Origin of the sequence: Bacillus sp. FSL L8-0358 (assembly GCF_038593095.1) — a bacterium.
Taxonomy (GTDB): Bacteria; Bacillota; Bacilli; order Bacillales; family Bacillaceae; genus Bacillus; species Bacillus subtilis.
Genome location: NZ_CP151962.1, coordinates 294670 through 307851, shown reverse-complemented (window position 1 = coordinate 307851; position 13182 = coordinate 294670). Strand labels below are relative to the sequence as shown.

Below are 13182 nucleotides of genomic sequence, written 5' to 3'. Positions count from 1 at the left end.
CAGCCTGACACAGGCTGCTTTTTTGATTACTTCTTCAAATCTTCAATTGAGTTGACATTTTTCATATATTGAGGAACAACAAGCCCCATCTTCACACCAGTCATACTGGTGCCAATATCATCATATTTGCCTTTATATTTAGCGGCGTATGCTTTATGGGTATTCGGCAGCCATGCGGAAAGGGATGCATCCGCACTTCCCGTCGCAATTGCAGTCCACATCGGCCCAGCCTCTACCTGAGTAAGTGTTACCTCATAGCCCAAGTCTTCTAAGACTTTGCCTATGACGTTTGTACTTGCAATCTCACTGTCCCACGCAACATAGGCAAGGTTGATTTTGTCTCCCTTCACCTTTTGAACGCCTTTTGTCCATTCGGCAATCTGATCCTTGTGTTTATTGACGTACTCAGCAGCAACTTTGGAAGGTTTCTCGCCTTCTTCCACCTTGATCATGATTTCGCCCATTTCGTCTTGCGTCCATTTAAACTGGCTCAGAAGCTTTGCGGCATTCGGCTGTTCTTTGCTGAAGCCTTTGCGTGTGATCGTATGGATTTCCTCTGCGCTGCCATAAGATTGTTTCGGATCATCGAGATATTTCAGCTTATATCTGGAGAACATCCAGTGCGGTGTCCATCCTGTAATGATAATCGGTTTCTTACGGTCGTATGACTTTTTAAGTGTAGCGGTCATCGCAGCACTTGACGCTGAAATCAATGTCCAGTCATTCAGGTCATAATCCTTCATCGCTTTGTCAGTCAGGGACATAATCCCTGAACCGGGGTCAATCCCGATGATGGTCTTATTCACCTGTTCTGCTGCGGATGCATTTTCATCGTTTTCTGAACCGCAGGCCGCAAGTGAGAGCGCCAGCATGGCGGAAACGCCGATGCCGATGATTTTTTTAAGCATCAGGCATTCCCCCTGCTTTTCTTCTTCACTTTAATATTTTGAGTAATACGGTCCAGGGTAATGGCAACGATAACGATGGCGATACCGGCCTCTACTCCGACCCCGGTTTTCAGCTGTGTAACGGCACTGTATACTTCAGAACCAAGTCCCGGTGCACCGACCATTGCGGCGATAACAACCATTGATAACGCAAGCATGATGCTTTGGTTAATTCCGGCCAAAATGGTTTTTGTCGCAAGCGGCAGCTGAACTTTAAACAAACGCTGAGCTGTTGTAGAACCGAATGCCTCAGTCGCTTCAATCAGATCCGCCGGCACTTGTTTAATACCGAGAACAGTCATGCGGATTGTCGGCGGCATCGCGAAGATAACAGATGCAACAACACCCGGCACAACACCGATGTTAAAGAAGAAAATCGCCGGCAATAGATATACGAAAGCAGGCATTGTCTGCATTAAATCAAGAATTGGCGTTACAATACGGCGAACCGTTTCTTTCTGGGACGCCCAAATTCCGATCGGAACTCCGACCACAATCGAAATAATCACAGATGTCAAAACAAGCGCCAATGTTTGCAGCATTGGGTCCCAATATCCTAAATAATCGATCAGGAGGAATCCAATCAATGTAAATAACGCAATTCCCCTTGTACTGATCCACCACGCAAGTGCGGCGAAAATAATCGTTAACAAAATAGATGGAATAAATCCAAGACCAGTGACAATTCCATTTACAAAAGCGGCCAATCCGTTTGCAATTCCGTCGAAGAATCCGCCAAACGTCATCGTAATCCAGTCAACAAAACGGTCAATGATATCTGCTAAAGGTATTCTAGGCAGTCTATCCATCTTACTTCACCTCCTGTGCAGAAGGATCTTGAGTTTGTCCGTCAGTGCCTTCAGCATTGATATACTCGTTATTGCCGGCAAGTGCGCCAATCAGCGCGCCTCTTACGACAATCCCTTTCATTCTTTGCTTCTCATCTACAACCGCAATTGGAATATTCGCGTCAGACACAACGTCAAAAATCTCTGTCAGATACGTATTCTCTGGTACAGTCGTAAATTCTGTATTCAAGATGTCTTGAAGTGACAAATCAGACTCAGCCGCTTTTTTCGCATCAGACGCATAGATAACACCTAACAATTTCTTTTGTTTATCCACTGCGTAAATCGAAGAAATTCCAAGGTTTTTCATCAGCGTCAATGCTACGCGAGGCCCTTTATCAATCCGCACTGTTTCAGCGCGTTTCATAATGTGGCCTGCTGTGAGGACTTTAGACAAATCAACATCCTCGACGAATTTTGCAACATATTCGTTAGATGGATTCATCAAGATTTCTTCAGGCGTGCCAATCTGAACGATGTTACCGTCCTTCATTAGGACAATTCTGTCGCCGATCCGCAACGCTTCATCCAAGTCGTGCGTAATAAAGATAATTGTTTTTCCAACATTATCGTGAAGATCAAGGAGCTCATCCTGCATATCTTTACGAATCAATGGATCAAGCGCACTGAACGCTTCGTCCATCAGAAGGATGTCAGGATCATTCGTCAACGCGCGGGCAAGGCCGACACGCTGCTGCATCCCGCCGGAGAGCTGGTCTGGATATTGATGTTCAAATCCTTCGAGCCCGACGAGCTTAAGAGACTCAAGCGCTTTTTGCTCCCGCTCTTGTTTGTCTACGCCTTGAAGCTCCAGTCCGTATTCTGTGTTTTCAAGTATCGTTCTGTGCGGGAACAGAGCGAACTTTTGGAAGACCATGCTGATTTTTTTCCGGCGGACTTCCCGGAGCTGGTCTTTTGACATATTTGTTATCATGTCACCATCAATGTAAATACTTCCGGCAGTCGGTTCAATAAGCCGGTTTAACATCCGTACTAAAGTTGATTTACCGCTCCCTGATAGACCCATGATGACAAATATCTCACCATCATATACTTCAAAATCTGCCTGATTAACCCCAACGGTTGATCCGGTTGCTTTCAGGATCTCTTTTTTTGTCTTTCCGTTGGCAAGCATTTGAACTGCCTTCTTTGTTTGTTTTCCAAAAATCTTAGAGACTTTCTCGACTTTTATCTTAATTGGTTTCTCATCTACACTCATATTTTCCCTCCATATTAAGCAATCTTTATTACCGTAACATTTATGTAACTCCCCGCACAAACAGCATATTCTCTTTTATTCTGTACCATTTCTTTATAAACATCCATGTGACCACATAATCTTATTTATGCTTCTAAATGCTCTGTAATCCTCCTATATGATTGTATTTTACGGGTGATTTTTCGCCTATCTTTAGTTGAAAACGCTTTTATTGGAATTGAATTCCTCCTTCCTCTTATGACTTCCTGCTCCTTTACTGGAAAAATAAGTTGCTTTTTTAACACCCATTATGTATTATAGTTTCATGACTATGAAACAATTAGATGATCAAATCAGAGCGCAAATTTTTAAAGCACTGTCTGATGAATCAAGGCTTGCCATTATTCGTACGCTTTATGTCAGCGGAAAAGAACTCAGCTGCGGTGAAGTAGGTGAAAAGTGCAATATTGTCAAAACCACGGCATCTTATCATTTTAAAACGCTGCGTGAAGCGGGATTGACGGCAACTCGGAAAGATTCGCGGACAAAATACGTCAGTCTGCGTGAAGACACATTTCAAACTTACCTGCCTGGCTTTTTGGAAACCCTCTAACAAAGGGTTTTCTCTATACATATCTGTTTTATAGTTTCAAAGTTATAAAACAATAGGAGTGATAAAATTTGAATCGCATTTGGCTTTTCTTCAGTGTCATGTTTGTCATTGGCACGGATACCTTTTTGCTTTCGCCGCTTCTCCCCCTTTTACAGGATCAGTTTCATGTTTCTACTGATTTGTCAGGCTGGATGGTCAGTGCTTATGCACTCGGTTATGCGCTCTTCGCTTTCATTGCAGGCCCAATCTCAGACCGGCTGAACAGGAAAACAGTCATGCTGTGGGGACTTGCAGGCTTTATCGTATCCACGTTTTTATGCGGCATCGCTCCCTCTTTTGCCGCCATGTGCCTGTTCCGTTTTGCCGCAGGCGTTAGCGCTGCGTTTGTGACGCCTCAAATTTGGGCGTCCATCCCAGTCATTGTCCACCCTTCTCAGATCATAAAAGGCATGGGGATTGCGACAGCAGGTTTGGCCGCTTCACAAATGCTCGGACTTCCTATTGGAGGGTTTCTCGCTTCCTTTACATGGCATACGCCATTTTTCGTTTTGTCAGCGTGCTCGCTTATTCTTCTATTGATCCTGGCGGCGGTCATGCCTGATATCCGACCTTCTGAACAATTGATACGCCCATCAATTGTAAACCCCTATCGGGAGCTTTTTTCATTGCCGAAAACATCGGTTATTCTGCTTGCCTATTTTCTGTTTCAAACCGGAAACTTCGCTTCGTTCAGCTTTCTGGGTACTTGGCTTTCCGCAGATTATCATTTAACCGTGTCACAAATTGGCGCAGCTATGCTTGTACTCGGACTGGGAAATATGCTCGGGAGCCTTATCGGCAGCCGGGTTTCAGAAAAGCTGGGCATGTTTAAAACACTGATCAGCGGGATGCTGCTAATGGGCGCTCTCTATTTCGCTCTTCCGTTCTTTCCAAACTTGTTTTTTGTAGAAGCCGGCTTTTTTCTCACGTTCTTTACAGCTGGCATCATCTTTCCGTTAATGATGAGTGTCTTTCAATCCATTGCACCAAATGCGCGAGGAACCATCGCTTCCCTTTCCAATGCCGCTATGTATGCCGGAACCACTGTCGGTACAAGTATTGCAGGTTTTTTATATCAAAGCACACAGCATTTCGGAGCTGTCACAGGATTTACTGCCATTCTGTTCATACTTTCTATGACGCTCTACCAAACAATCAGTAAAACCGGGAAACGCCAATCCGCAGCCCGGGCGCAATTGTAAAAAAAAGCACCTCATTCAAGAGGTGCCTCAGATTGTTGACAAAATCCTAAAATGGTTTTCATTTTAGGATTTTGTCATCTTTTCAGCGTGATTGAAAACCCTTGAAGTCTAGGAAGGACGAGCATAGGAGCGGACATTCACAGGATGTGATGACGACGGCGTTTAGGCAGGACGCCTGAGAATTTAGCCGTTGATCCACTTCGCATTGAGCGCCGAAGCGCAGTCCTGACAACGAATGCGAGGGTTTGTCGACACGCTGAAAGCACCTCTTTTAAGAGGTGCTTTTCCTATTCTAGCTCAGTTTGTTTCGTTTCTTTCCCCATAATCAAAATACAAGCAACCGCGAGTAAGATTGCAATGCAAAAGATTGAAAAGATGACCGAAAACGAAATATGACGGGCTGCCAGGGTTCCGACGAGCAAAGGCCCGAAGATGCCGCCGATTCTTCCAAACGCTGCTGTCGTTCCTGAACCTGTTGCTCGAATCGCAGTCGGGTATTGCTCCGGGGTATAAGCATACAGCACGCCCCACGCACCGAGATTGAAAAACGATAACAGCATTCCAGCCGTAAGCAGAAGACTTAAGGAATCCGCCGTTCCGAAGAAATAGGCGCTTCCTGCTGTACCAATCAAGTAAATGACGAGTATCCACTTCCGGCCTGCTTTTTCAATCAGCCAGGCGGCAGAGAAATAGCCCGGTAGCTGAGCAAGCGTCATCAGCAGGACATATTCAAAGCTTTGAATCATGCTGAAGCCTTTCAGCAGCATGACACTCGGCAGCCATAAGAACATGCCGTAATAAGAAAACACCACACAGAACCAAACGATCGACAGCATTACGGTCGGCCGTATATACTGTCTTGCCCAGACGCTTTTTATATTCTCCCACACCGACCTCTTTTTGGCAGAAAGCGATTCATATTTCGGCGAATCAGGCAGACTCGTCCGCAGGTACAGCGCATAAAAAGCAGTCAGCGCAGTTAACAGAAGGGCAGCCTGCCAGCCGAAACTTGGTATCACAAAGTAAGAAATCAAGGCCGCTGCGAGCCAGCCCACGGCCCAAAAGCTTTCCAAAAGCACAATCACTCTGCCCCGCTTTTCAGGCACAACCGCTTCCGAAACGAGTGTTGAAGCGACTGGAAGCTCGCCGCCAAGTCCCATACCAATCACGAAACGAAGGATTAGAAATGCCGATAAGCTCGTCACAAAAGCGGAGATGCCGCTTCCGATGGAAAAGCATAAAAGGGTGATGATGAACACTTTTTTGCGGCCGATTCGATCAGCAAGCAAACCAAACAAAAACGCACCCGCAGCCATGCCGATGGAATTGACGCTTCCGATCCATTTCATTTCCTCGGGCGACAGATTCCACTCTACATGGAGCGCGGCGATAATAAACGATAATATTCCGACATCCATTGCATCAAACAGCCACCCCAAACCGGCGACGCCCAGCAGTTTACGCTGGGATATAGGCTGTTGTTTTCCCATTGCCAACACCTCTGATATGCAAAATGATTACCGTTTAAGTTTACACCTGTCTTTACACATTGTCATTAACTAAATGATGTAAATGAAAAACCCCGCTTATGTTCCACAAGCGGGGTTTTTATTATTGCTGCAATGCTGCTTTTTTAATATTATCCTGAAGCTGTGCAATTCGTTTCGCGCCGTCTTCGCGGAGGCGTTTGTTTTCTTCCTCGATTTGTTTTGTTTCCTGCATGCCGCTGACAATGGTGTTCCAAGACGATTCGATCGTTTCAATATCTATGCTCGGTCTGCCGGCCATTCTGGCAATTTCAACACTTTGGCTCGAGATGTTTTCAGCATTTCGTTTCAGCATCTCGTTTGTCCGGCGGTCAAGCTCGCTCATGGAATCAGCCACAAGCTTTTGCCGCTTTACCGTAACAGCCTGAATAATGCCGTTTTTGAAAATCGGAATGGTAATGATAAACGCGGAGTTGATTTTCCCGATCAGCTTTGCATTTCCTCGCTGCAGGAGACGGATTTGAGGTGCGGTTTGAAGCGCCACCATCCGTGCCATGTCCAGATCATACACCCGTTCCTCAAGCGCCTGAATGCCGTTGCGCAACGTATCGAGCTGCATTTGCGCCAGCTGGTTCCCGCTTGCCGCTTTTTCCTCATATGAAGGAAGGATCGACTGCATCTCTTCCAGTTTCATCTGCCCGGCAACGACGTATTTTTCAAGCTCCATATAGTATTTGATATTGTTTTCATACATTTCATCGAGCGTGTAGTTCGTCTTCGTCATCTCATCTTTGTATTTTGAAATCTCAACGTGGATTTTTTCAATCTCTCCGCCAAGTGTCTGATACTTTTTAAAGATTTTTTCAATCATGCTGCCGCCGCGTTTGAAAATTTTCGCCATTAATCCCTTTGGCTCATCAAAATCATTTTTGTCGAAGCGGTCCATGATTTTCCCAAGCTGAGTCAGCATTGTGCCGGAGTCTGTCACGCTTGTTGTTTTCATCATCCCCAAGATGCGGTCAGAGAACTTGGATATTTCAACGGCCGGCTCCTTGCCATACTCAAGCAGCTCCATTTGGTTTTTGACGTCAATTTGTTGAGCAAGCCGCTTTACTTCTGGTTCCTGACGGAGCTGAAGACGAATATCGTCAGCTTTTTGCTGGGAAATCTCTTCATTTTTATCGAGAACAAGCGGATTTTGATTTTCTGTTGTCATGCTTTTCTTCTCTCCTTATTTTTGGGTAATGGTTCTGAAGAGCCTTTTTACAAGCGAAGGCTCTTTGTAGTCCTGCTGAAACACCATGTCGTCCAGCCAGTGGATATCATACTGGTCCTCTTCAATAAACTGCTCAATATCTTGGTGTCCGGGCGGATTATAAGTGATGATATCGATTCCGATTTCATTCAGGAACAGCAGGGCGGCAGCATCCGATCGCGTGAGTCCGCCGCTCATTTCCGTATGATATAAAACGAGTTTCGGAACGGTTTGCGCATAGTCGAACATTTGAATCAATTTCAGCAGATTAGCAGGCAGGTTTGTTGTTTGTTTAAACAAATAGATTTGAACATCCTTGACTTGTTCCTGATGCAAAGCCTTAAGCCGCGGGTGCCTGCACATTCTCGAAATCGTTTTGGCAATGGCAGTCTGAACGCCCGCCGGCAGCTGTTTGTACTGCCACACATTGCTTGCCATCAGCTTGTCCGGATCAATGTTCCCTTCTTGATCAAGTGCGTGGCTGTAGTGAAATTGATAGTTCGACTTTATTTCTTCTGTAAATGGAAAGCTTCTTACCATTTCTGTTTCCTGATAATCCGCTAGAGTATGAAGCCTGTTCCAATATTCCTTATTGTCTTTCGACACGCCCATAATTTTGGCGAATACATTCGGAATCTCAATTGAATGTTTATCTGCTTTGAAATTCGGCCGAATAAAGGCGCGTTCTTTCGTGATTAAAAACAATTCATCATAGGTCGTTTTCAGCGTAACGGACACCGGTGTGTGATCTCTGAACTGCCACGGCTTATACAGCATGGATTCCTCGTGATTCAGCACATGTTCAATTTCCTTTGTTGAGCGGTAAGCCACTGTTGATTTCCGGTCTGGTTTTTCTTTCGGAAACGGCTGAAGCTCCGAAACATCCGGGAGCTTTTCCGTAAAACCGAGCTCCTGCTTCGGGTCGACAAGCGCCAGCTGATCCGTTCCCGCCGGATGGAACAGTAGTACATCACAGCCGACTAGCATCAGATAATATAAGAAATAGAGCTGGCTTTTCGTCGCATCTCCATACCAAACAACCTTCGGCATCTCCCGCTCTATATCGGTTTTTTCAAGCCAAGGGTTCAGATGGTTTAAGGAAAACTTCGAGACATCAAGCAGCACTCTGCGAAAATCAGGATGATTCAGCCCCTTTTCATGACTGTCCGCAAAGGTATGTAAAAGCGTCATCAGCGCTTTTCTTAAATGGCGGTGCATCAGGGGATTTGAGTGCTTCGCAATCAGCTTTTCCCCGTCCAGAAAGGCAACAAAGCGGCTGACTGACAGCCCTTTTTCTTTCTGATTGATGGAATGAATATGCTGAAGCTTTTGAAATGTTTCCGGTTCGATTGTTTTATCAAGCGTTTCACTCAAAATCGTTATGCGGTCGTTTACAGACAGCTCATACAGCTCGTTATAGTAGTCCGTCTCATCAATAGGCGTGCCCAATATCTGACCGGCAAGACGAGAAAAAGAAAGGCCTTGTGCAGTTTCATAGTGATCCCGCTCCGGCAATGGCTGAAACAGCAGGCTTTTCCAATCGCCATCAGCCGGAAGTGCTTTATGAATGGTTAGTTCTTCTTGTCTCATCATATCCTCCTTTCCGGTTTGTCATTGAACGATATTTCGGTAACAAAAAAGGAAGGACATTGAACCTCCCTCCTTGTTTTGTTTTATTCTTCTTTTGAAGCGGCTGTTTGTTCGCGCACCTGCTTTTGTTTATTGATGTAGTGAATAATCAATGTTACCGCAAATGCAGCGATAATGATGATGAAGAATACGGAGTGCGGCATTTCGTAATGGAAAGCGCTCCCCGCCATTTTCAGCGCGATAATGCCGATTAAGACGAATGCTGTGTTTTCCAGCTCAGGAATTTTATCAATCAGCACAAGGAACACTTTTGCCACTGTACGCATCATTAAAATACCAAGCATACCGCCGATCAGAAGCACCCATACTTTTTCAGATACTGCAAACGCGGCCAGGATGCTGTCCACAGAGAAGGCAAGATCCATTAATTCTACTGAAATGACAGTCGCCCAGAAGATCCCGAACGTGCGGACCATCCAAGAGTTTTTCTTCATGCCGTCCGCTTCCTCTTCTTTTTCGCCTATCCAGAAGTGCTTAATGACGAGCCAAGCCAGGTAAAGCGCGCCAAGGACCTTGATCCACCAGAATTTAATGAGAAGCATACCGAGCCCGATGAAAATAAACCTGAAAATATAAGCTCCAAACAAACCATATGTTAACGCTTTTTTCCGCTGTTTTTCCGGCAGGTGTTTAACCATGACCGCAAGAACAAGCGCGTTATCGGCCGATAAAAGGCCTTCCAGAACAACAAGGGAACCGATCAAACCCCAAGAAACAGGATCAGTCAGAACTTCCCCCCACATTTTCCAATCGAAAAATGAAGCATACGTAGACAAAATATGATGTAAAAAGTCCAAGTTTTTTCCTCCTATTAATTTGAAACGGTGACTTCTCTATTTGTCACTCGCTTACACTTGCAAACCGTAATTCCGGCACAATGCAGCCAGCCCGCCGGAAAATCCGCTGCCGATCGCATTGAATTTCCACTCGCCGCCGTGTCTGTAAAGCTCACAAACGACAACAGCTGTTTCAATGGAGAAGTCTTCTCCCAAATCGAAGCGAAGAAGCTCATTCTGCGTTTCTTCATCCACAACGCGGACAAATGCATTGGAAACTTGTCCAAAGTTTTGGCTGCGTGCTTCAGCGTCGTGAATGGTCACTGTGATGCCGATTTTCTCAATGTGAGCAGGGATTTTTGAGAAATCAACGATAATCTGCTCATCATCTCCGTCGCCCTCACCCGTGCGGTTGTCACCCGTATGGATGACACCGCCGCTCGGATGTTCAAGGTTATTATAGAAGACGAAATCGAGATCATTTACGCAGTTATCATGCGCATCAACTAAAAAGGCCGAAGCATCCAGGTCAAAATCGTCTCCGCCGGAGTACTTGTTTGTATCCCAGCCTAAGCCGATCACCGCTTTTGTCAGTCCCGGATTTGTTTTTGTTAAATCAATGCGCTGTCCTTTTGATAATTGAATGGCCATACTGCCTCTCTCCTTTCTGCTCTTCGTATTTGTCTTAACCGACTTGCAAACCGTAGTCTGTTGCAATGCGGGCAAGGCCGCCTTGGTAGCCTGAGCCGATTGCGGAGAATTTCCACTCGCCGTTATGTCTGTAAAGCTCCCCTGCAATGATTGCCGTTTCAATAGAGAAATCTTCTGCAAGATCGTAACGGATGAGCTCTTCATTTGTTTCTTCATTTACGATGCGGACAAACGCGTTTGATACTTGTCCAAAGTTTTGGCTGCGCGCTTCTGCATCGTGAATGGTAATAACAAATGAGATTTTATCAATGTTTGCCGGTACAGCGCTGAGATTTACTTTTACATTCTCATCGTCGCCTTCGCCAGCACCAGTCAGGTTGTCGCCTGAATGAACGACTGAACCGTTGCCGCCTTCAAGCTGGTTGTAGAAAATAAAGTCGTTTGGAGATGCGCATTTGCCTGCAGCGTCTAACAGAAACACACTTGAGTCAAGATCAAAGTCGTGCCCGCCGTCATACTTGTTCGTATCCCAGCCTAAACCGACAACAACCTTTGAAAGACCCGGATTTGTTTTTGTTAAATCTACTTTTTGTCCTTTTGCCAATGAAATTGTCATGTTTCATCCACTCCTTTTCTTTTATACGTATCTGCTGATAATATCTTCTAATCTCGTATCGTTTGTGCCCTCACCGATCGCCGCAAACTTCCACTCACTGCCGCTGCGGTAGATTTCTGCTGTAATCAGGCTTGTTCTGCCGGCATAATTGTCTCTCAAATTGTACTTGAGCATTTCTTCATGATGAGATTGATCAACTACGCGGATAAACGCATTTTGAATCATGCCGAAATCTTGTTTTCTTCTGACACAATCGTAAATGTTTACTACAAATACAAGCTTATCGATGTTTGCAGGCACTTTATCTAAATCTATCATAATTTGCTCGTCATCGCCCGCACCGTCACCCGTCAGGTTGTCGCCTGTATGCTGTACACCGCCGCAGCGGCTTTTCAGGTTGCCGAAATAAATCAGGTTTTTCTTATCGGTAAATTTTCCGTTTTCCAGCATCAGCACTGAAGCGTCACAGTCGATATTCGGACCGCCTCCGCCAAGCAGTTTGCTGAAGAATCCTCCGCCTGAGGACACTGGGTCCCAGCCGAGACCGACCATCAATTTTGACAGACCGGCTTTTCCTTTTGTTAAATCAATTCGTTGACCTTTTTCTAAAGAAATTGCCACACGATTCACTCCTACTCATCGAAATGTGAGGATAGTCACATTTATTTTTACGCTCACAAGGAAAATAAGCCGTAAATTACTAATATATACGTTTGTTATTATATCAAAGTTTCGTAAAAGTTAAGAATAATTGACGAAAAACCTCGAAAAAAAACTTCCATATTTGATATATGATTTGCAAATGCTATAAAGTGCGCTTCTTAAACAAACCATTTGACGCGGGCAAGTCATTTTGCCTATTCTGGTGTCACCATCTAAAAACAGACAGAAAGGAAGCGGCCTTTTGATTCATTTAAGCATACTTGATCAGGCACCTGTTTCTAAAGGAGAAAGCCCTGTGACAACTCTTCAGCATTCGGTTGAGCTTGCCCAATTAAGCGAAGAGTGGGGCTATAAGCGTTATTGGTTTGCCGAGCATCACAGCACGAAAGGACTGGCAAGCACAGCGCCTGAAATCATGATCGCCCGCATCGCAGCACAGACAAACACAATTCGTGTCGGATCAGGCGGCGTGCTTCTGCCCCAATACAGCCCATTTAAAGTGGCTGAAACCTTTCGCCAGCTTGAGGCCCTGTATCCAAACCGGATTGACCTCGGCGTCGGTCGTTCTCCCGGCGGCACGACAAAAACCAGGCTTGCATTAACGGACGGGGTGAAAAAAAGCTTAACCGAATTTAACAGACAGCTGCAGGATGTCTCTTATTTTCTAACAGATTCCCTTCCTCCCGACCATCCGTATGCCGGAATCAAAGCGGCGCCCCTTATTGGCACGGCACCCGAGCTATGGGTGCTCGGTCTTGGTGAAAACAGCGCAAGACGCGCGGCGCACCAGGGGATTGGATATGTATTTGGGCATTTCATTAATCCCGAGCGAGGAGAAAATGCATTCCGCATCTACCGGGAAAGCTTTCGGCCCTCAGCCCATTTTTCGAATCCGTCCGCACTGTTTACGATTTTTGTCATTTGCGCAAAAACAGATGAAGAGGCAGAAGAACTCGCATTAAGCCAGGATTTGTGGCTTCTTCGCGTCGGAAAAGGCTTGGACAGCCGCGTGCCAAGCATCGAGGAAGCGAAAGCCCATCTCTATACAGCGTCCGATAAAAAACTCATAGAAGAAAACAGAAAGCGGATGGTGATCGGTTCTCCAACCACTGTCAAACAACAGCTGTTAGACCTCACAGGCCGCTATGAAACAAATGAAATCATGGTTCTGTGCAATGTGTTTGATTTTGAGGCGAAAAAAGAATCGTATGAGCGCCTTGCCGGATTGTTTCTATAA

13 protein-coding genes are annotated in these 13182 nt (G+C 45.4%); 3 read left to right on the top strand and 10 right to left on the bottom strand.

From position 1 onward, the window contains the following. Window positions 1-26: 26 nt before the first annotated feature. From opuAC to opuAA, 3 genes are read right to left on the bottom strand one after another with little or no spacing between them, the layout of a single operon-like run. A complete protein-coding gene (gene opuAC, locus NYE49_RS01695) occupies window positions 27-908 on the bottom strand; it encodes a glycine/proline betaine ABC transporter substrate-binding protein OpuAC (protein WP_015382696.1) in 882 nt (293 codons plus the stop codon). After that, the gene (opuAB, locus tag NYE49_RS01690) at window positions 908-1756 is read right to left on the bottom strand and encodes a glycine/proline betaine ABC transporter permease subunit OpuAB (RefSeq protein ID WP_003234703.1); all 849 of its coding nucleotides are present in this window, start codon (window positions 1754-1756) and stop codon (window positions 908-910) included. The genes opuAC and opuAB overlap by 1 nt, the downstream gene beginning before the upstream one ends. Window position 1757: 1 nt before the next feature. Further along, window positions 1758-3014 carry a glycine/proline betaine ABC transporter ATP-binding protein OpuAA gene (gene opuAA / locus NYE49_RS01685; RefSeq protein WP_015382695.1) on the bottom strand — a complete coding sequence of 419 codons (1257 nt, stop codon included), beginning with the start codon at window positions 3012-3014 and terminating at the stop codon, window positions 1758-1760. A gap of 289 nt (window positions 3015-3303) precedes the next feature. Here opuAA and NYE49_RS01680 point away from each other — a divergent pair, with 289 nt between their 5' ends. Together NYE49_RS01680 and NYE49_RS01675 are read left to right on the top strand one after the other, a co-directional pair. Next, on the top strand, window positions 3304-3606 hold the full coding sequence (locus NYE49_RS01680; protein WP_080344148.1) for a metalloregulator ArsR/SmtB family transcription factor: 303 nt from the start codon (window positions 3304-3306) through the stop codon (window positions 3604-3606). 68 nt (window positions 3607-3674) lie between these two features. Further along, window positions 3675-4847 (top strand): MFS transporter, encoded by a 1173-nt coding sequence (locus tag NYE49_RS01675; protein WP_015382694.1) that lies wholly within the window; start codon window positions 3675-3677, stop codon window positions 4845-4847. Between the two features lie 287 nt (window positions 4848-5134). On the opposite strand, the gene niaP is transcribed toward NYE49_RS01675, so the two are convergent. From niaP to NYE49_RS01640, 7 genes are all read right to left on the bottom strand, one after another. After that, window positions 5135-6337, bottom strand: coding sequence for a niacin permease NiaP (gene niaP, locus NYE49_RS01670; protein ID WP_047182043.1), 1203 nt, complete (start codon window positions 6335-6337; stop codon window positions 5135-5137). A 121-nt stretch (window positions 6338-6458) separates the two neighbouring features. Next, window positions 6459-7550: a toxic anion resistance protein gene (locus NYE49_RS01665; RefSeq protein WP_015382693.1), complete on the bottom strand. Its 1092-nt coding sequence runs from the start codon at window positions 7548-7550 to the stop codon at window positions 6459-6461. Between the two features lie 15 nt (window positions 7551-7565). Further along, complete coding sequence (locus tag NYE49_RS01660; RefSeq protein WP_047182042.1) at window positions 7566-9179, bottom strand: YceG family protein; 1614 nt, start codon at window positions 9177-9179, stop codon at window positions 7566-7568. Window positions 9180-9262: 83 nt separating this feature from the next. After that, window positions 9263-10036, bottom strand: coding sequence for a TerC family protein (locus NYE49_RS01655; protein ID WP_003246458.1), 774 nt, complete (start codon window positions 10034-10036; stop codon window positions 9263-9265). Window positions 10037-10087: 51 nt separating this feature from the next. Then, window positions 10088-10666, bottom strand: a complete 579-nt coding sequence (locus NYE49_RS01650; RefSeq protein ID WP_047182041.1) for a TerD family protein — start codon at window positions 10664-10666, stop codon at window positions 10088-10090. Window positions 10667-10700: 34 nt separating this feature from the next. Beyond that, window positions 10701-11282, bottom strand: a complete 582-nt coding sequence (locus tag NYE49_RS01645; RefSeq protein ID WP_003234723.1) for a TerD family protein — start codon at window positions 11280-11282, stop codon at window positions 10701-10703. 21 nt (window positions 11283-11303) lie between these two features. Next, complete coding sequence (locus NYE49_RS01640) at window positions 11304-11903, bottom strand: TerD family protein (RefSeq protein WP_015482760.1); 600 nt, start codon at window positions 11901-11903, stop codon at window positions 11304-11306. 283 nt (window positions 11904-12186) lie between these two features. On the opposite strand from NYE49_RS01640, the gene NYE49_RS01635 reads away from it, so the two are divergent. After that, a complete protein-coding gene (locus NYE49_RS01635) occupies window positions 12187-13182 on the top strand; it encodes an LLM class flavin-dependent oxidoreductase (RefSeq protein WP_047182040.1) in 996 nt (331 codons plus the stop codon).